This window comes from Bradyrhizobium lablabi (assembly GCF_900141755.1).
Classification (GTDB): domain Bacteria; phylum Pseudomonadota; class Alphaproteobacteria; order Rhizobiales; family Xanthobacteraceae; genus Bradyrhizobium; species Bradyrhizobium lablabi_A.
This window is the reverse complement of the sequence record NZ_LT670844.1, coordinates 6391951-6411280: the sequence shown is the minus strand read 5'-3', so window position 1 is coordinate 6411280 and position 19330 is coordinate 6391951. Positions and strand designations below refer to the sequence as shown.

Below are 19330 nucleotides of genomic sequence, written 5' to 3'. Positions count from 1 at the left end.
CATTCCAAACTATCGCTTTATCCTATGGAGGGCCATCGTCGAGCGCTTGTGGCGCAAGGCATCATTAGTGCAATGGCCTAGCCATGACGGCCGATATAAGATCGGTGCATTGATGGCAAAGAACGGAAAAAGAGCGCATCAAGCGCCGTTTCTCGGAGGGATGAGTGGCTTACAGTTTGGAAGTGAGCGGGGTGTCACTGCGCTTCGGCGGCGTGCGTGCGCTCACCGATGTCAGTTTTGGCGTGAACGACGGCGAACTGTTCTCGATCATCGGCCCCAACGGCGCCGGCAAGACCTCGATCGTCAATTGCATCTCGGGCCGCTACCGGCCGACCGAAGGCCAGCTGTTCTATCGCGGCCGCGACATCACCGCGCTCAATCCGAACGCTCGGCCAAGGCTCGGGATCGGCCGCACCTTCCAGAATCTGGCGCTGTTTCATCATATGAGCGTGCTCGACAACATCATGGTCGGGCGTCATCACCTGCTGAAGAATAATTTCATCACGGGATCGCTGTACTGGCTGACCGGCGCGCGGCGCGAGGAACTAGAGCATCGCCGCAAGGTGGAAGAGATCATCGATTTCCTCGACCTGCAGTCGGTGCGCAAGGCCACCGCCGGCACGCTTCCCTATGGCCTGCGCAAGCGGGTCGAGCTCGCGCGCGCGATGGCGCTGGAGCCGCAGCTGATCCTGCTCGACGAGCCGATGGCCGGCATGAACTTCGAGGAAAAGGAGGACATGGCGCGTTACATCGTCGACCTCAACGAAGAGTTCGGCATGACGGTGATGATGATCGAGCACGACATGGGCGTGGTGATGGATATCTCCCACCGCGTCATGGTGCTGGATTTCGGCCGCAAGATCGCCGAGGGCGATCCAGCCGCGGTGCTGGCCGATCCCCATGTCAAGCGAGCGTATCTGGGCGAAGAGGACGAGGTTCTGGTCGATCCCGACGATACGCCGGCGCCAGCGGAGACTGCGGCATGATGGATTACGCCGGCCGCGCTGCCGTGGCCGATACCTATCCAAAACTATTACGCCTCAACGCCAAAGAACATGGCAGCGAGATTGCGCTGCGCGAAAAGGATTTTGGACTTTGGCGGGAGTTCACCTGGAACGACTACCAGAGCCGGGTGCATGACTTCGCGCTCGGCATGGTCGAGCTCGCTCTCGGCCGCGGCGATGTCATCGGCATTATCGGCGACAACCGGCCGGACTGGGTCTCGGCGGAAATCGCGACCCACGCGATCGGCGCCATGTCACTCGGTCTTTATCGCGACGTGCTGGATGAGGAAGCGGCCTATCTCCTAAGCTATGGCGAAGCCAGACTGGTATTCGCCGAGGACGAAGAGCAGGTCGACAAGCTGCTCGCGCTCGCCGACCGCGTGCCTAACCTCAAGCACATCGTCTATTCCGATCCGCGCGGCATGCGGAAATATGACGACCCCCGCCTGATGGAGGCCGACAAGCTCGCCAGGATGGGGCGCGAACGTGCGGCGCGCGAACCCGGTCTCTATGACAGGCTGGTGGACGCCACGAAAGGCGAGGACGTCGCGATCCTCTGCACCACTTCCGGCACCACGGCCAATCCCAAACTGGCGATGCTGGCGGCCGGCCGCGTGCTGCGGCACTGCGCGACTTATCTCGCCTTCGATCCGAAGGGGTCGGACGACGAATACGTCTCGGTGCTGCCGCTGCCCTGGATCATGGAACAAGTCTACGCGCTCGGCAAAGGCCTGTTGTGCCGGATGAAGGTCAACTTCGTCGAACAGCAGGACACCATGATGAACGATTTCCGCGAGATCGCGCCGACTTTTGTCTTGTTTGCGCCGCGGGTCTGGGAATCGATCGCCGCCGACGTGCGCGCCGGCGTGATGGATTCCTCACCGCTCAAGCAGCGCCTGTACGAGCTCGGCATGAAGACGGGATTGTCGGCGCTGGCGCAGGGCAAGCAGTCGGTGATCGCCGATATGCTGCTGTTCCGCGCGCTGCGCGACCGCCTCGGCTTTACCCGGTTGCGTTCGGCGGCGACCGGCGGTGCGGCGCTCGGGCCCGACACTTTTAAATTCTTCCAGGCTATGGGCGTGCCGCTGCGCACGCTCTACGGCCAAACCGAATTGCTAGGTGCCTACACGTTGCATCCCTTTGGCGAAGTCGACCCCGACACCACGGGCGTGGCGATGGCCGACAACATCGAAATCCGCATCGAGAATCCGGATATTCACGGCGTCGGCGAAATCGTGGTGCGCCACCCCAATATGTTCCTCGGCTACTACAAGAGCCCGGAAGCTTCGGCGGCCGACATGAAAGACGGCTGGATGCAATCGGGCGACGCCGGCTATTTCAACGACAAGAAACAGCTCGTGGTGATCGACCGCATCAAGGATCTTGCGGAGACTTCGCGAGGCGAACGCTTCTCGCCGCAATATATCGAGAACAAGCTGAAATTCTCGCCCTACATCGCCGAGACGGTGGTGCTGGGCGCCGGCCGCGACGCGCTGGCGGCGATGATCTGCATCCGCTTTTCGATCATTTCGAAATGGGCGGAGAAACACCGCATCGCGTTTACCACCTACACTGATCTCGCCTCGCGCCCCGAAGTCTATGCGCTGCTGCGAAAGGAAGTCGAGACCGTCAACGCGACGCTGCCGCCGGCACAGCGCATCGCAAAGTTCCTTCTGCTCTACAAGGAACTCGACGCCGATGACGGCGAACTCACGCGCACCCGCAAAGTCCGCCGCAGCGTCATCAACGAGAAATACGCCACCATCATCGACGCGATCTATGGCGGCAAGCGCGACATTCCCATCGATACCGTGATCCGCTTCCAGGACGGCACCACCCAGCGCATCCGCACCACGCTCGCCGTGGTCGAGCTGTTGTCGAATACGACGCTCGCGGAGGCCGCGGAATGAGGCTGTCATCGGGCAATGGAGAATTCAGCCGCCGGATTTCTCACCTCTCCCCGCGTGCGGGGAGAGGTCGGATCGCGCTAGCGATCCGGGTGAGGGGGGCCCTCCGCAAGCGCGGTGGCAATGCTTTCAAGAACGCCCGCCATATTTCCCATCACATCGTTGTTCCAGAATCGCAGTACGCGATAGTTGTGATCGACAAGCCACTTGTCCCGAACCGCGTCGCCCGGATTGTCCGCGTGCTGTCCTCCATCCACCTCAATAGCGAGGCGACGTTCACGGCAGATCAGATCGACCGTGAATGGACCGATCGGCTCTTGCCGGACAAATTTGTAACCGTTCAGGCTGCGCGAGCGGAGTCGATACCAGAGAGCGGCTTCCGCTTTCGTGGGATTCCTTCGCAGACGTCTAGCGCGTTGGGTTTTAATTTCATTAGCAGCTCGCATGTGGAACCTCCCCCTCACCCGGATTGCTTTGCAATCCGACCTCTCCCCGCGCGCGGGGAGAGGTTAGCATCCCCCGCAATTCGATGAACCTCCAATTCCTCCTTCAGCTTCTCGTCAACGGCCTCGTGGTCGGCACGCTTTATGGCGTGGTCGCGATGTCGTTCGTGCTGATCTACAAGGCGACCCAGGTGGTGAACTTCGCGCAAGGCGAATTGTTGCTGGTCGGCGCCTGGGTGTGCTGGGCGCTGCTGACAAAATACCAGGTGCCGTTCTGGGTCGGCATGCCGCTGACGCTCATCTTCATGTTCGTGTTCGGCATTGCGATCCAGATCGTGATCCTGCGGCCGATGATCGGCGAGCCGATCATTTCGGTGATCATGGTCACGATCGGGCTGTCGACGGTGTTTCAGGCCGCGCTGAAATGGATCTTTGGGGTCAATCCGCAGCCGTTCCCGGAAGTGTTCACGAGCAAGTCCGTCAGCCTGTTGGGCCTGCAAATCCAGACCGTGTATGTTATGAGCCTCGTCGTGTCGGTTTTGATGATGATCGGCATGGCCTGGTTTTTCCGGGCGTCGAAATACGGCCTTGCGATGCGCGCCACTGCGTTCAACCAGCAGGTGGCGCAGTCGCTCGGCATTTCCGTGAAAAGCGTGTTCGCAATGGCCTGGGCGATCTCGGCAACCGTGTCGGCGGTAGCAGGCGTCGTGGTCGCCGTCGTCAACGGCGTATCGTCAGGCCTGTCGGCCTACGGGATAAAAGTGTTTCCGGCGGCGATACTGGGCGGCCTCGATTCGATCGGCGGCGCCGTGCTCGGCGGCATCATCATTGGGCTACTGGAAAACATCGCCCAATACGTCGACAGCGAATATCTGCACTGGGGCAATTTGTACGAGATCGCGCCGTTCTACGTGCTGATCATCATCCTGATGATCAAACCCTACGGCCTGTTCGGCACCGTCGACATCGAGCGGGTGTAATCACAAATGGCAGCCCCATCACTCATTCCCTCCGGCGACTTCCGCACCACTTACGCGGCCGACACCACGATCTTTCCGACCACCACCAGCCGCAACGCGGCGATTATCGGCATTGTCCTGATTTGCTTCGCCCCGCAGGTGCTCACCGCCTATTGGCTGAGCACCCTGATCCAGATCGGCATTTTCGCCATCGCAGCGCTTGGGCTGAACATCCTGGTCGGCTTCACCGGACAGATCTCGATCGGACACGCCGCCTTCTTTTTGTTCGGCGCCTTCACCTCGGCCTATATCTCGAACAATCTGCCTATCCCGGTGTTTTTCGCGATTCCGCTCGCGGGCGTCATCACGGCGCTGGTCGGTTTGATCTTCGGCCTGCCGGCAGCGCGGCTGAAAGGGCTTTACCTCGTCATCGCAACGCTTGCCGCGCAATACATCCTGCTCGATTTCTTCTCGCGCGCCGACTGGTTTTCCGGCGGCTCGGTGCCTGCCAGCGCCAATCCATTCTCGATCTTCGGCTACACGTTTCGCGGCGACCGGCAATATTTCTATGTGGTGCTGGCCTATCTCCTGGTGAGCTATCTGCTCGTGACCAATCTGATGCGCACGCGCGACGGCCGCGCGCTGGTCGCGATCCGCGACCACTACCTCTCCGCCGAGATCATGGGCATCAATCTGACAAAATACCGCACGCTGTCGTTCGGGCTTGCGGCGTTCTTTGCCGGCATTGCCGGCGCGCTGTATGCGCATTATCAGCTCGTGGTCTCGAACGAAGGTTTTGGCATTGAACGCTCGATCCTGTTTCTCGCGATGATCATCATCGGCGGCACCGGCTCGATCATGGGCACGCTGATGGGGACTGCCTTCGTGGTGCTGCTGCCGGAATCGATGGAGTGGATCACCGCCAGCCTGAAGGGCTCAGCCATCGATAAGGCGCTGTCGCTCAACACCAACATCAGCTTCCTGCGCGAGATCGCGATCGGGCTGATCATCATCGCGTTTCTGATGTTCGAACCGGATGGACTCGCGCATCGCTGGCGGCAGATCAAGACCTACTGGAAACTCTATCCGTTTTCGCATTGAGGTTGGAACAAGACGGGCTACAATCGCACCCAACAAACCAAATGGAGGAAACATAAATGACCATGAAATCCTTATTGAGTACGGTTTCGCTGGCGCTGCTGCTCGGCGGCGCTGCATCAGCGGCGCAGGCCCAGATCGCGATCGGCCATCTTGCGGATTATTCCGGCGGCACCTCGGACGTCGGCACGCCCTATGGACAGGCTGTCGCGGACACCTTTGCCTGGGTCAACAAGAACGGCGGCGTCGGCGGCAAGCAGCTCAAAGTCGACACCAACGATTACGGCTACCAGGTGCCGCGCGCGATCGCGCTCTACAAGAAATGGTCCGCCCCCGACACCAAGGTTGCGGCGATCATGGGCTGGGGTACCGCCGATACCGAGGCGCTGACCGGCTTCGTGGCGCAGGACAAGATCCCGTATTTCTCCGCCTCCTATGCCGCAGCTCTCACCGACCCCGAAGGCGCCAGCGGCAAGGCGAAACCCGCGCCCTACAATTTCTTTTACGGCCCGAGCTATTCGGATGCGATGCGGGCGCTGCTAATCTGGGCGGCGGACGACTGGAAGGCCAAGGGCAAGCCGGGAAAACCGAAATTCGTCCATATGGGCGCCAACCATCCCTATCCCAATGCACCGAAGGCGGCCGGCGAGGCGCTCGCCACCGAACTCGGCTTCGAGGTGCTGCCGCCGCTGGTGTTCGACCTGAAGCCCGGCGATTACAGTGCGCAATGCCTGAGCCTGAAGAGCTCAGGCGCCAATTACGCCTATCTCGGCAACACCGCCGCCTCCAACATCTCGGTGCTGAAGGCGTGCAAGACCGCGGGCGTCGATGTGCAGTTTCTGGGCAACGTCTGGGGCATGGATGAGAACGCCGCCAAGACCGCCGCCGATGCCGCCGACGGTGTGATCTTCCCGTTACGGACCGCCGTGGCCTGGGGCGGCAACGCGCCGGGCATGAAAACCGTGATGGAAATTTCCAAGATGTCAGACCCTACCGGCAAGGTCTATCGTCCCGTGCATTACATCGCCGGGGTCTGCAGCGCGCTCTACCTGAAGGAAGCGCTCGACTGGGCCGCCAACAACGGCGGCGCCACCGGCGAGAACGTCGCGAAAGGCTTCTACCAGAAGAAGGACTGGGTGCCCGCCGGCATGGAAGGCGTCTGCAATCCCTCGACCTGGACCGAGAAGGACCATCGCGGCACGCTCAAGGTCGACCTCTATCGTTCGAAAATCTCGGGCTCGACGGACGGCGACATTAACGATCTCATGACCAAGGCCACCATCAAACTCGAGAAGGTCAAGACCGTCGAGCTGCCGCGCAAGCCGGAATGGTTGGGGTGGTAAAGCGCACTCAGTCGTCATCCCCGCGAAAGCGGGGATCCAGTACGCCGCGGCTTCTCGATTCCATCGCAGGCGGCTCTGGAATACTGGATCACCCGCTTTCGCGGGTGATGACGGCAGTAAGGAAATGACGCGGCAATGACGCCCGGCAGATATTGCAGGCCTGTATGACAATCGACACCGATACAATCCGCGCCGGGCCCAGCGCCGTCACCGCCCCCGCCCCGCTGCTTTCCGTCCGCAACATCGAGGTGGTCTATGACGACGTCATCCTGGTGCTTCGGGGCTTAAGCCTCGAGGTGCCCAAAGGCGCCATCGTGGCGCTGTTAGGGGCCAACGGCGCCGGCAAGTCGACGACGCTGAAGGCGATCTCCGGGCTGCTCAAGACCGAGGATGGCGAAGTCACGCGCGGCGAAATCATCTTCGACGGCGTGCGCATCGACGGCATCGATCCCGACAAGATCGTCCGCCGCGGCATCTTTCAGGTGATGGAGGGCCGCCGCATCATCGCCGACATGACCTCGCTGGAAAATTTGCGGCTCGGCGCCTTCACCCGCCGCGACAACGAGATCGGCGCCGACATCGACATGGTCTTCAACTATTTCCCGCGCCTGAAGGAGCGCACGGGATTGGCCGGCTATCTCTCCGGCGGCGAGCAGCAGATGCTCGCAATCGGCCGCGCGCTGATGGCGCGCCCGAAGATGATCCTGATGGACGAACCGTCGATGGGCCTGTCGCCGCTCCTGGTCAAGGAAGTGTTTTCGATCATCAAGGAGATTAACCGCGACCTCGGCGTCACCATTCTTCTGGTCGAGCAGAATGCGCGCGCCGCACTTTCGGTGGCAAGCCACGGCTACATCATGGAACAGGGCAAGGTGGTCCTCGACGGCAGCGCCGACGCATTGCGCGACAACGAAGACGTCAAGGAGTTTTATCTCGGCGGCGCCGGCGACCAGCGCAAGAGTTTTAAGAATTTGAAAAGCTTCAAGCGGCGAAAGCGGTGGTTATGAACGCGATGGTGACGACATCATGACAGAGCACTACGACGCCCTCGAGACCCGCGAGCCCGCCGCGCGCGAAGCCGACTTGTTTTCGCGGCTGCCGGCCGTGCTCCGCAAGGCAATGGCCGCCCCCACCTATGCCGAGCGTCTCAACGGCATCGATCCCGGCAGCATCACCAGCCGGGCGGCGCTGGCGCGCCTGCCGGTGCTGCGTAAATCCGACCTCCCCGCCCTGCACAAGGAAGCTCCGCCGTTCGGCGGCCTTGTCGCGGGCGCTCCCGGCTCGTTTGGACGGCTGTTTACCTCACCGGGCCCGATCTTCGAGCCCGAGGCAACCCACGCCGACCCCTGGCGCGGCGCGCGGGCACTATATGCGGCGGGCTTCCGCCCCGGCGACGTCGTGCTGAACACCTTCAGCTATCATTTGACGCCCGGCGGTTTTATCTTTGATGCCTCAGCGCGGGCGCTAGGCTGCGCGGTTATCCCGGCCGGTCCCGGCAATACCGAAGCGCAGTTCGAACTGATCGAGGCCTATCGTCCGATCGGCTACAGCGGCACGCCGGATTTCCTCAAAATCCTGCTCGATGCGGCTTCGAGTGCGGGCCGCGACGTCTCCTCGATCAAGCGCGCGCTGGTCTCCGGTGCGGCGTTTCCAAAGTCGCTGCAGGACGAGATAAAATCCCGCGGCGTCGATGCCTTTCAGGCCTTTGGCACCGCCGATCTCGGCCTGATCGCGTTCGAAACCTCAACCCGGCAGGGCATGGTCGTCAACGAGGACCTGATCCTGGAGATCGTGCGGCCCGGCACCGGCGATCCCGTCGCCACGGGAGACGTCGGCGAAATCGTCGTCACCTCGCTCGATCTCCACCACCCCTGGATTCGGCTCGCGATCGGGGACCTCACCGCCGCGCTGCCCGGGGCGAGCCCCTGCGGACGCACCAACATGCGCATCAAGGGCTGGATGGGCCGCGCCGACCAGACCACCAAGGTCAAGGGCATGTTCGTTCGGCCCGAGCAGATCGCCGAGATCGGCAAGCGGCATCCCGAGCTTGGACGGCTACGCCTCGTCGTCACGCGTGCGGGCGAGGCCGACGTGATGACGCTGAAGGCCGAGGCCGCGGCCCCCAATGCGAACCTGCGGGAGGCGGTCAACGCGACGCTGCGTGCGATCGCAAAGCTTGGCGGCAATGTCGAACTGGTCGCTGCGGGGTCGCTTCCCAACGACGGCAAAGTCATCGCAGACGAACGCGGCTAACCGTCGAATCACGTCACGCGTGGCCATTGATCTTGATACCGCACTGCAAGGTTCCGGCCGCAAGCCCTTGGTTGCCCGAACGGCGATAGTCTGACTATAGTCGGATCATCACGATGGCGCCGCCGAATCTTTAGTACACTCACATGAACGATCAAACCACCGTGCTCGTTACCGGAGCCGACGGCTTCATTGGACGCCATCTCGTGCCTTACCTTGCTGCGCAGGGTCACAAGGTGATCGCGGCATCCAGAACCGCATACGCTTGCGGAGGTCCCAACATGGCGATGGTCCGGCTTCCGGATCTATCAACGCCGTTCGACTGGCAACCGTTACTGGCGCAATGCGATGCCGTCGTTCATCTCGCCGGAATCGCTCACACATTTGCCAATGACGAGCTGTATGACCGCGTCAATCATAAAGCGACGGAAGCGCTGGCAGCGGCCGCATCTCGGTGCGGCGCGCATTTGGTGTTCATCTCCTCGATCGCCGCGCAGTCCGGCTCATTTTCGGATCAGGAGTTGACCGAGGATGACGTTCCGAAGCCGAACAATGCCTATGGAAGATCAAAGTTGATCGCCGAGCAGGCCGTTCGCGCGGCCGGTGGTTCGTTTACGATCCTGCGGCCGGTCGTGATTTACGGCGACGGTGAAAAAGGAAATTTTGCGACTGTCCACAAGATATCGCGGCTTCCGATTCCGCTGCCGTTCGGAGGACTGACGGCCCAACGATCCGTGCTGTCGGTTCAGAATTTTTGTTCCGCGGTCACAATGGCCCTGACCAATCCCCGCGCGCGCGGAGAAACCTTCATCGTATCGGATCCGACGCCGCTTACGGTGTCCGACGTCATCGCGCGCTACCGCGCGCGCCTGGGCCGCCCCCCCTGGCTACTGGCGATACCCGAACGATGGCTGGAGCTGTTCCTCAAAGCGATGGGCAAGAACTCGATCTGGCATCGGATCGGTTGCCCCCTCATTGCACGGCCGACAAAACTGCTCGCGCTCGGCTGGAAACCGTCTTGAGGGACTCCGCAAATCCCGCATCGATGCAATCGCAAGCCCGGCTCGGGCTGATCCTGCTGCTGTGTTTTTACATCGTCGGGTGCTGCCTGTCGCTGATCTACGTCGCGAACGTGTATGTCCAATACGAAATTGCGTGGTTTGACGAGGCCCGACTTTTCTCGGCCGCGCTCGCCGTCGGGCCTTTCGCCGTCGTCTCGCTGCTTTTCGTATTTGGCCGGTTCAGCTTCGGTTACTTCGCGGGATTTTATTTTTACACCATGATTCTCGGCTATCTCTGGCTCGCCGCGTTTTCGCAATTTCACTACGATCATGCCTCGGCAAGCACGTCAGCGTTTGTTTCCGCCCTCGCATTCCTGGCACCGGCGCTGTTCATCACCTCGCCGATCAGGCAACGATTCGTCTTGTCGGCACGCGCGCTGGATCATCTATTGTCCGGCATCCTGATCCTGGCGGCGACAATCATCGCTGTTGGCACGCTCTACAATTTCAGGCTGGTCAGCCTCAATGATATCTACAGCTTTCGTGGCGCGCTCGAATTTCCCGCCTGGCTGAGCTACGCGATAGGCGCGACGTCGGGAGCGCTATTGCCCTTCGCATTCGCGTGTTTCGTGGCACACGGCAATAAATGGCGCGCGACTTTCGTCTTGCTGCTCCTGCTCCTGATCTATCCGATTACGCTCACCAAACTGGCGCTGTTTGCGCCGTTCTGGCTGGTGTATGTCGCGCTGTTATCCCGGTTTTTTGGAGCCAGAACCACGGTAGTGTTGTCGCTGTTCCTGCCGCTCTCGGCCGGAATAGTCCTGGCGCAGCTGGTCAAGTCGGGGGTGCTGCAGCACACGCAGATCATCAATTATTTCGGCGCCATTAATTTCAGGATGATCGCCTTTCCATCGATCGCGCTCGATCTCTATAACCACTTCTTTTCGACGCACACTTCCACGCACTTTTGCCAGATCTCGTTTCTGAAGTCGTTCATGGATTGCCCTTACACCGACCCCTTGGCGATCGTGATGGCAAAGGCCTATCAGCTCGGCAATTTGAATGCTTCACTGTTTGCGACGGAAGGCATTGCGTCGGTCGGCCCGGTCCTGGCGCCGCTGGCCGCATTCGTATGTGGATTGGTGATCGCGGTAGCAAACCGTCTATCCGCCGGCTTGTCGCCGCGCTTTGTTCTGATATCCGGAGCCCTGATTCCCAACATCCTGCTCAACGTGCCGCTGTCAATTACCTTGCTGACATACGGCGCTGGGGTTCTGTTTCTGCTCTGGTACGTAACGCCGCGCACCATGTTCGAACCAAAGACAAGCGAACTCGCGCTCGGCTGGAAGCCGTCCTGAATGACGGGGGATTGCATGACCGGCGAACTGACGAGCGGGTTACTTCGGACCAATTACGGTCGAAGACGCACGATCGCAGCGGCCGGCCTTGCGGAATCCGCGAATTAAAAAGAGCCTGCATGAACCACGACTCGGCGAATTATACGTCCATGCGGTCGCAAGCTTCGCTTGCGCTGGCATTGCTGTTGGGCCTGCATGTCGTCGTCTGTTGTCTGTCCTCGGTCTATGTCACGCAATTCTATCAATATCTCCACTTCTTTTCGTTCGATCATAGCCGCCTTTATGTCGCCGCGCTGATCGTCGCGCCCTTCGCCGTCGTTTCGCTGCTTTTCATCTTTGCCAGATTCAGCTTCGGTTACTTTGTCGGATTTTATTTTTACACCATGATTCTCGGCTATCTCTGGCTTGGCGTATTTTCGAAATTTCAATACGACCACAATTTGGCGAGCGTTTCAGCATTTGCTTCGGCGCTGGCATTCCTGGCACCTGCGCTATTCATCACTTCGCCGATCAAGCAACGTTTTGTCCTGTCGTCTCGCTCGCTGGATTATTTATTGTCCGGCATCCTGATCCTCGCCGCGGCAATCGTCGCCGCCGGCGCGTTCTACAATTTCAAGCTGGTCGGTCTCACCGAAATCTATCGCTTTCGCGATGAAATCGAATTTCCCGGATGGCTGAGATATGCAACGGGCCCGATATCGAATGCGTTGTTACCGTTCGCGTTTGCATGTTTTGCGGCCCGCGGGAATCGATACCGTGCCGCCGCCGTCTTGCTGCTCTTGCTGTCGTTCTATCCGATTACTCTTACCAAGCTGGCGCTGTTTGGGCCGTTCTGGCTGCTGTTTCTGACGCTGTTATCCCGGTTCTTCTCAGCCAGAACGACGGTTGTGCTGTCGTTGTTCCTGCCGTTATCGGCTGGAGTCCTTTGGATGTTTTTGTTCAACTTAGGCGTCATTTCGCTTGAGCAGGTCAGATATTTCTTCGGGGCCATCAATTTCCGGATGATCGCGCTGCCGTCCATCGCGCTCGATTTGTATAACCATTTCTTCTCGACCCACGAGCACACGCGTTTTTGCCAGATCATCTTTCTGAAGCCATTCGTCCATTGCCCTTACACCGAACAGCTATCGATCGTCATGGCGAAGGCTTATCAATTTGGCAACGTAAATGCCTCGCTGTTTGCGACGGAGGGCATTGCTTCCGTCGGACCGGTCCTGGCGCCGCTCGCGGTGCTCGCGTGCGGACTGGTGATATCTCTCGGCAATCGCCTCTCCGCCAGCTTGCCGCCAAGATTCATCTTGATGTCGGGCGGCATTCTTCCCCTGATCCTCTTGAATGTCCCGCTTACGACCACCTTGCTGTCGAACGGGGCCTCCATTCTCTTTCTGCTGTGGTATGTGACGCCGCGGACAATGTTCGAACCGGAAGGGAGCAAGCAGACCGCTCCGCTGTCCTGATCAATCGACCACGCGGCAAGCACACGGCGGATCAAGCACACGGCGGATCGCGAATTGTACCGGTTGTCTCACTATTGACGACCCGAATCCGACCCATTATCACTCCCGACCGGCGGAATATCAGCCCCGTTGGCAGCCGGACCAGCCGACCGGTTCGCGCCGTTTTCCCGAACCGACATCGCCTGCTTTCCATCGAAGTGACGGCGGTTTATCCTATTCCAGGAAACATCTTCGAGTATCAGACAAAAGGGCCCGGATGCACAGCGTTCTGATCACCGGCGGCGCGGGCTTCATCGGCCAGAACCTTGTGCATGCGTGGCGCGCGGCACGTCCCGACGACCTGCTGGTTGTGGTCGACGCCATGACCTATGCCGCCAACATCCGAAGCCTCGAACCGCTGATCGCCGATCGCTGCATCCTGTTCGTGAAGGGCGACATCAAGGATGGCGCGCTGATGCGGCGGCTGTTCGACGAGCACGCATTCACGCGCGTCGCTCATCTCGCCGCCGAATCCCATGTCGATCGGTCGATCGTCGACCCCGAGGCGTTCCTGCAAACCAACGTGCTCGGCACCTTCACCTTGCTCAAGGCAGCGCACGACGCGTGGCGCTCGTCAGGCACGATCGACGGCGCGCGTTTTCTTCACGTGTCGACCGACGAGGTCTACGGTTCGCTCGGTCCGAGCGATCCAGCCTTTTCGGAAGCTTCGCCCTACCGTCCGAATTCACCTTACGCCGCAAGCAAGGCGGCGAGCGACCATCTGGTGCGTTCCTTCGTCGCGACCTACGGCATGCCCGCGCTGATCACCAATTGCTCGAACAATTACGGCCCCTACCAGCATCCCGAAAAGCTGATCCCGCTGATGATCATCCATGCGCTCGAGGGCAAGCCTTTGCCGATCTATGGCGACGGCTCCAACGTCCGCGACTGGCTGCATGTCTCCGACCATTGCGATGCGCTGATGAGCGCGATCGAGCGCGGCGGCGTCGGCGAAACCTATAATATCGGCGGCGGCAACGAACGGAACAACCGCGATGTCGTCGGCCTGATCTGCGACACGCTGGATGGCGCTTTCGCCGCCGATCGGGGCCTCGCCACGCGCTTTCCGTCCTGTCCCGCGGCTTCAGGACAGAGTTGCCGCGCGCTGATCAGCTATGTAACCGATCGCCCCGGTCACGACCACCGCTACGCGATCGACGCCGCCAAACTCGACCGCGAATTCGGCAAGCGACGCAGTACCGGGTTCGAGGCCGGACTGGGCCAGACGGTTCACTGGTATCTCGATCAGGAAGATTGGTGGCGCGAAGTGACCAGCGGCGCTTACAAGGCGTGGATCGATAAGAACTACGGCTTCCGGATCGCGGTCTAGAAGCACCATGCGCATCCTCGTTCTCAACGCGGATTATCTGCGTTTCCAGGCTTGGCTCTATCGTCGCGAGCCCGGGCTCGAGAACGCCCCCTATGCTGCTCAGATGGCAGCGCGCAATGCTAGCCTGTTCGGCCTCGCCAATTTCTATTCAAAAAACTTCACCGCGATGGGCCATGCCGCGGCGGAAATCCACGTCAACAACCCCTGGCTCCAGACCGCATGGGCGCGCGAGCACGGCATGCCATCCGAGCCGCCGGAGGCAACGGCCAGTGCCGAGCGCCGCCCGCTCCCCGGCTGGCTGGAGCGCGCGGTGACGCCGTTCAAGCCGATCCTGAGGCCGCTCGCCCGCAAGGTCGGATTGAGCCCCAAGCTCGACCAGCAGGCCGAGAACATCCTCTTGGCCCAGATCGAGCAATTCAAACCTGATCTCGTGCTCAACCAGGACCTCTTCCATATCGATACGAAACTCATGCGGCGCATCAAGGAGATCGGCAACCCGATCGCTATCGGGCAGGTCGGGATCGAGCCGTCGCGCGGCGAGGACTGGTCGGCCTACGACCTGATGATCTCGCAATTGCCGACCACGGTGAACTTCTTTCGGGCCCTCGGTGTCCGCGCGGAAGTCAACCATCTCGCGTTCGAGCCGGCCATCCTCGACGTCTTACCCGAGAAGCCCGCAGCCGACATCGACGTCTCCTTCGTCGGCTCCGTTTCAGTTGACCATCTACAGCGGATTGCGCTCCTGGAAGCAGTCGCCGAACGCTACGATCTCAAATTGTGGGGAAACCGTCCGCAAGCGCTGCCTGCCTCCTCGCCACTGCATCGCTGCTTCCAGGGCGAGGTGTGGGGCACCGACATGTATCAGGTGCTCCGGCGCTCGCGCATCACCCTCAACTCGCACATCGATCTTGCCGGCCGGGAGGCCGGAAACATGCGGCTATTCGAGGCAACCGGCGTCGGCGCCTTTCTGCTTACCGATTTCAAGGACAATCTCCATACGCTATTCGCTCCGGACCGCGAGGTAGCGGTATGGCGCTCGATCAACGATTGCCTGAGCGCTATCGATCACCATCTCGCAGACGACAAGGGCCGCGCAGAGATCGCGCATGCGGGCCAGGCCAAAACCATGGCGCAGCACACCTATCGCCATCGTGCCAGCGAAATTCTAAGCTTCGTCGACGGAATTGGGGCGCGGCGATGAAGCTCTCCCGCATCGTCAGGCAGATCGGCAAGCGCGTCGTCAAGGCATCGCCGATTCTGCGCCGTCATATCATGAGTTCGAGCGATCATCGGGTCCTCGGCGGCATAGAAGAGGCCCGGAGCGTGACGGCTTCATCGGGGGGATGGCTAGCCGCGCGCACGGTAGCGCGACAGGAGCGCGCTTACCGGGGGCTGATCGCCGACATGAAGCGCGGCGAGCCGCGGATCGACTTCAAGGTCGCGGCCGAAGCCGTAGCTGCAACCGGCATCAACCACCCGCGCGTGCTCGAGGTCGGCTGCGGCAGCGGCTCCTATTCGGAGGTGCTAGCCACTCTGCTCCCCAACGGCGTCGGCTACACAGGCATCGATTATTCGCAAGCCATGATCGCCCGTGCCCGAGCCCACTATCCCTCGACGGATTTTGAAGTTGGCGACGCGACCAGGCTGCCGTACGCGGATGGTGCCTTCGATATCGTCTTCAACGGCGTATCGCTGATGCATATCGTCGATTATCGCGCGGCGATCCGCGAGACCGCACGCGTTGCGGCACGTTACTGTGCTTTTCACAGCGTTCCGGTGTTTGACGATCATCAAACGACGTTCCTGCGAAAATACGCCTACGGCGCACCGGTCGTTGAAATCATCTTCGGCAAGCAGGAACTGATGTCGCTATGCCACCAGGCCGGATTGAGGCTCGAGCGCGAATGGCCGTGCATCCCCTACGACATGCACGAGGTTACCGGCCATCATTCGACGACGCAGACCTACCTGTTTTCGAAGAGCGCGAAAGCCTGATCACCGACCCGCCAGCCGACCCGAACAATGACCTTGCGGTGAGCCCTTCCACCATCGCCAGGCGTTCAAAGCGGGGCGACCACGGTCCGCACGTAAGGTCCGATAATGTTATCCAGCAACATCATCTGTTTGATTTGGGACAAGCTCGCCCAGCGATAGGCCTGTTCATTGAACGTCAAGCGGCTCGCATCCTCAACAAACAAGACCATATTCTCGTTTGATTTTTGCCAGAACCGGCTCCCCTCCTCATTATGCTTCGATCGGTAGATGATGCGGATATTTTCGGAAGGCTCGAGACATTCAGCGAATGCCGCGCGCTTGGCGCCCTTCAGGCCGCGAATGTTTTCCCAGGTACTTTGAATGGTGGGGCAGAATTGCAGATAACCGAAATTGCCGGGATCCGCCTTGGCCTGCAGCAGGAACTCGACGACCTTGGCCGGTGTCTCCCGGCACAACAGCGCAAGGACGCCGCCTTCCGACTGGGTCAAGATCGGCTGGTCCCAGCCGGGTATCTCCCTCACGCCGGGCGCGCTGCGCACCCTGACGCCCTCGATGCGAAAGAATTGACCGGTGGTGTGCTGGATATTGCCCTTGTCGTCCTGTCGCCAGTCGGCAACCTCTCGCAGCGGGATCAGCTCGGCCGAAAATGGCACGTCCCTTCGCCGCGCCTCGAGCCAATCGAGCAGTTCCGTCGGATCTTTGGGCTCGATAGCAAATGATGCCTTGAGCCTGTCGCGCAGCCAGCCGATATTTTCCTGACCCTGCATCAAATCGCCGTCCTCACGACTTCGATGATCTCGTCCACTTCCTCGTCCGTTAAATGCGGATAAATCGGCAGCGAAAAAATCTGCTGGGCCTTTTTCTCGGCGACTGGAAACTGACCGGCCCGATAACCAAGATCTTCGTAGCCTCTCATCACGTGGATCGGCCATCTGTACTGCACGCCGCACTTAAGCCCGCGCGCCTCGATGCGCGCTAGCGTAGCGTCGCGATCGCCTTCCGTCTCGACCACGAAGAGATGATAGACATGCCGGCCGTAATCATTCTCTTTCGGCATCTTTAACCCGCTGCCTGAAAAACCCTGTCTATACCGGGCGGCGATGTCCCGGCGGCGGGATATCCAGCCTTCGATCCTGGGAAGCTTCAGGGCGAGTATCGCCGCGTGAACCTCGTCGAGCCGTGAATTGTAGCCATGCCGCTCGGCGTAATACGTCTCCTCCATGCCGTAGAAACGTAACGATCGGGCGAGACTGACGACCGCTTTGTCGTCGCTCAACACCATGCCGCCGTCGCCGTAGCCGCCGAGCAGTTTGGTCGGATAGAACGAAAACGTCGACGCGTCGCCGGTACTTCCGGATTGACGGTTCCTGTAGAGCGAGCCCTGCGACTGCGCGCAATCCTCGACCACCTTGAGGCCGTGGCGGCGCGCAATTGCCAGCAATGGGTCAAGGTCGACACATTGGCCGTAAAGATGAACCGGAACGATCGCCTTGGTCCTGGGCGTAATGGCCGCCTCAATTTGATCGACATCCATCAAGAAATCATCTGCCCGGATATCGACGAAGACCGGTCGCGCGCCGAGAATTTGGATCGCGGAGACTGTCGGAACCGCGGTATTGGGCACCGTGATCACTTCGTCGCCGGCCGAAATCCCCACCGCGGCAAGCGCGATATAGACCGCATCGGTCCCGCTGTTGACCCCGACACCGCCGGCGACGCCGACATACGAAGCCATCTCTTTTTCGAATGCGACGCCTTCGGGTCCGAGAATGAGCTTCCCGGACTTGAAAACCCGATCGACGGCGGCGAGAATTTCGTCTCGCAACTCGTCGTACTCGCGTCGATAATCCCAAAATGGCGGTAACATCGCTTACCAGTTCTTCCTTGCGGCGCACCGTGCCGGCATCCAACGCTCCTTCCGCTAATACGCCGTTCCGCGAAACACAAGAAATGCCCGCCCGGTGACGACGTCCAGCAGCTGCAGCGACCGTGTGACGATCGCCCGTATCTTGCTCTTGAGGTAATGTCTGATATCCGGAATTGCCGATCGACTATACGGCTTTGCGTCGGACACCCGCAAAACCGGATTTACGGCGTTTTCGATCGTCAGCAATTCGTCGATGTAGGGCCGGTAAATCCGGCCGCGCACATCTCTGGAGAACGGCGCTCGATAGCGCCTGTGGCTGTTGAAGAAAAACCAGCCCAGGCCTTTTTTCAGCCCCTGAAAGTGGAAGAATATCAGAGGATGCGTTCGATCGATCCAAACTTTGCCCTCGCGAAACTCGATCTGGTAATTGCCGATATTCCAGGGCGCGAGGTTGGCGCCGATGTTCTCGATCACTTTGACCCTCGAGGAGCGGCTTGAGAACGAGTCGAGATACCCCTGATCGGCAAAGCGCCCGCCGTCGACATAGTCGTGACACCATTCGATGCATTTCTCGCGCCACCATTCCATGACCGCAATGCCATCCTCGTCGTTCCGCGCCCCCACCCATCCGACGTTGTAAGTTCCAAATTTCTGCAGCTTGGTGAGCTTGGCGGCATAACGATGCGGAATGATCGCCACCGCGGCGTCCTGCAGTTCCGCATAAATCGGTTCCGGCGGCGCAAAGAAATACAAGTCGCTGTCAAGGTAGGTCGTCCACTCCGCATCGGACTCGTTCTTCAGAACAAAAAGCAGCCACGCCGGCGAACAGGTGAAGTAATACTCGATCACGCTGCGATTGGATCGCGTCGCCGCGACTTCCGGATCGGCGGCTTCGAAATCCTCCAGCCGCCGCGGGATGAGATTGGGCAGATCGAGCGCGACCAGCGCCGCATAACAGGCCTCGCTCAGACAAAGCACCCACAGGCGAGAGCCGGGCGCGTGCCGCTGAAGTGAGTGATACAGCGCCAGGCCGCGCGACAGGTAATTGTGATCGAAGTAGGTGCAGTAGACGCGCTTTGCCATGATGCGTTATCAGTCGGGTCTTGCGGGAATGCACCGGGCGATTTACGGAAATCTCTTTGCCAAAGCGCCGCAGAACCATTCCTATAGCACCCTTCACCGACTCGCAATCCGAGCGGGATCGCCATATAAACCATTGATATATTTATGTTTATTGAGCGGGCCCCTACTCGCTCGGACGATGCCTCCGAGCGCGTTG

The 19330-nt window shown here is 60.2% G+C and carries 17 protein-coding genes; 13 read left to right on the top strand and 4 right to left on the bottom strand.

Translation table 11 applies throughout. From position 1 onward, the window contains the following. Nucleotides 1-164: 164 nt before the first annotated feature. Nucleotides 165-986 (top strand): ABC transporter ATP-binding protein, encoded by an 822-nt coding sequence (locus tag B5526_RS29610; protein WP_079543306.1) that lies wholly within the window; start codon nt 165-167, stop codon nt 984-986. Then, nucleotides 983-2914 carry a long-chain fatty acid--CoA ligase gene (locus B5526_RS29605; protein WP_079543305.1) on the top strand — a complete coding sequence of 644 codons (1932 nt, stop codon included), beginning with the start codon at nt 983-985 and terminating at the stop codon, nt 2912-2914. Before B5526_RS29610 ends, B5526_RS29605 begins: the two co-directional genes overlap by 4 nt. A 77-nt stretch (nt 2915-2991) precedes the next feature. Here the strand turns inward: B5526_RS29605 and B5526_RS29600 are convergent, their stop codons facing one another. Next, nucleotides 2992-3357, bottom strand: a complete 366-nt coding sequence (locus tag B5526_RS29600) for an endonuclease domain-containing protein (RefSeq protein ID WP_079543304.1) — start codon at nt 3355-3357, stop codon at nt 2992-2994. Nucleotides 3358-3440: 83 nt separating this feature from the next. On the opposite strand from B5526_RS29600, the gene B5526_RS29595 reads away from it, so the two are divergent. From B5526_RS29595 to B5526_RS29545, 11 genes are all read left to right on the top strand, one after another. Beyond that, entirely contained in the window at nt 3441-4334 is an 894-nt protein-coding gene (locus tag B5526_RS29595) for a branched-chain amino acid ABC transporter permease (RefSeq protein WP_079543303.1), read from the top strand. Between the two features lie 6 nt (nt 4335-4340). After that, entirely contained in the window at nt 4341-5414 is a 1074-nt protein-coding gene (locus B5526_RS29590; RefSeq protein ID WP_079543302.1) for a branched-chain amino acid ABC transporter permease, read from the top strand. 56 nt (nt 5415-5470) lie between these two features. Then, nucleotides 5471-6754: an ABC transporter substrate-binding protein gene (locus B5526_RS29585; RefSeq protein ID WP_079543301.1), complete on the top strand. Its 1284-nt coding sequence runs from the start codon at nt 5471-5473 to the stop codon at nt 6752-6754. Nucleotides 6755-6918: 164 nt separating this feature from the next. Beyond that, entirely contained in the window at nt 6919-7761 is an 843-nt protein-coding gene (locus tag B5526_RS29580) for an ABC transporter ATP-binding protein (RefSeq protein WP_079543300.1), read from the top strand. Between the two features lie 19 nt (nt 7762-7780). Then, nucleotides 7781-9007 carry a phenylacetate--CoA ligase family protein gene (locus B5526_RS29575; RefSeq protein WP_079543299.1) on the top strand — a complete coding sequence of 409 codons (1227 nt, stop codon included), beginning with the start codon at nt 7781-7783 and terminating at the stop codon, nt 9005-9007. A 143-nt stretch (nt 9008-9150) separates the two neighbouring features. Then, the gene (locus tag B5526_RS29570) at nt 9151-10026 is read left to right on the top strand and encodes an NAD-dependent epimerase/dehydratase family protein (protein WP_079543298.1); all 876 of its coding nucleotides are present in this window, start codon (nt 9151-9153) and stop codon (nt 10024-10026) included. Beyond that, nucleotides 10023-11363, top strand: a complete 1341-nt coding sequence (locus B5526_RS29565; protein WP_244562094.1) for a hypothetical protein — start codon at nt 10023-10025, stop codon at nt 11361-11363. Before B5526_RS29570 ends, B5526_RS29565 begins: the two co-directional genes overlap by 4 nt. Before the next feature lie 119 nt (nt 11364-11482). Beyond that, complete coding sequence (locus tag B5526_RS29560; protein ID WP_079543296.1) at nt 11483-12820, top strand: hypothetical protein; 1338 nt, start codon at nt 11483-11485, stop codon at nt 12818-12820. 256 nt (nt 12821-13076) lie between these two features. Next, complete coding sequence (rfbB, locus tag B5526_RS29555) at nt 13077-14189, top strand: dTDP-glucose 4,6-dehydratase (protein ID WP_079543295.1); 1113 nt, start codon at nt 13077-13079, stop codon at nt 14187-14189. Between the two features lie 7 nt (nt 14190-14196). Continuing rightward, nucleotides 14197-15390: a CgeB family protein gene (locus B5526_RS29550; RefSeq protein ID WP_079543294.1), complete on the top strand. Its 1194-nt coding sequence runs from the start codon at nt 14197-14199 to the stop codon at nt 15388-15390. After that, the gene (locus B5526_RS29545) at nt 15387-16184 is read left to right on the top strand and encodes a class I SAM-dependent methyltransferase (RefSeq protein WP_079543293.1); all 798 of its coding nucleotides are present in this window, start codon (nt 15387-15389) and stop codon (nt 16182-16184) included. The genes B5526_RS29550 and B5526_RS29545 overlap by 4 nt, the downstream gene beginning before the upstream one ends. Nucleotides 16185-16249: 65 nt before the next feature. Here B5526_RS29545 and B5526_RS29540 read toward each other — a convergent pair whose 3' ends face one another. The 3 genes from B5526_RS29540 to B5526_RS29530 are packed head-to-tail and all read right to left on the bottom strand — an operon-like array spanning nt 16250 to nt 19134. After that, a complete protein-coding gene (locus B5526_RS29540; protein WP_079543292.1) occupies nt 16250-16951 on the bottom strand; it encodes an NDP-hexose 2,3-dehydratase family protein in 702 nt (233 codons plus the stop codon). Next, nucleotides 16951-18051 (bottom strand): DegT/DnrJ/EryC1/StrS family aminotransferase, encoded by a 1101-nt coding sequence (locus B5526_RS29535; RefSeq protein ID WP_079543291.1) that lies wholly within the window; start codon nt 18049-18051, stop codon nt 16951-16953. The genes B5526_RS29540 and B5526_RS29535 overlap by 1 nt, the downstream gene beginning before the upstream one ends. A gap of 54 nt (nt 18052-18105) precedes the next feature. After that, a complete protein-coding gene (locus B5526_RS29530) occupies nt 18106-19134 on the bottom strand; it encodes a hypothetical protein (protein ID WP_079543290.1) in 1029 nt (342 codons plus the stop codon). Between the last annotated feature and the right edge of the window lie 196 nt (nt 19135-19330).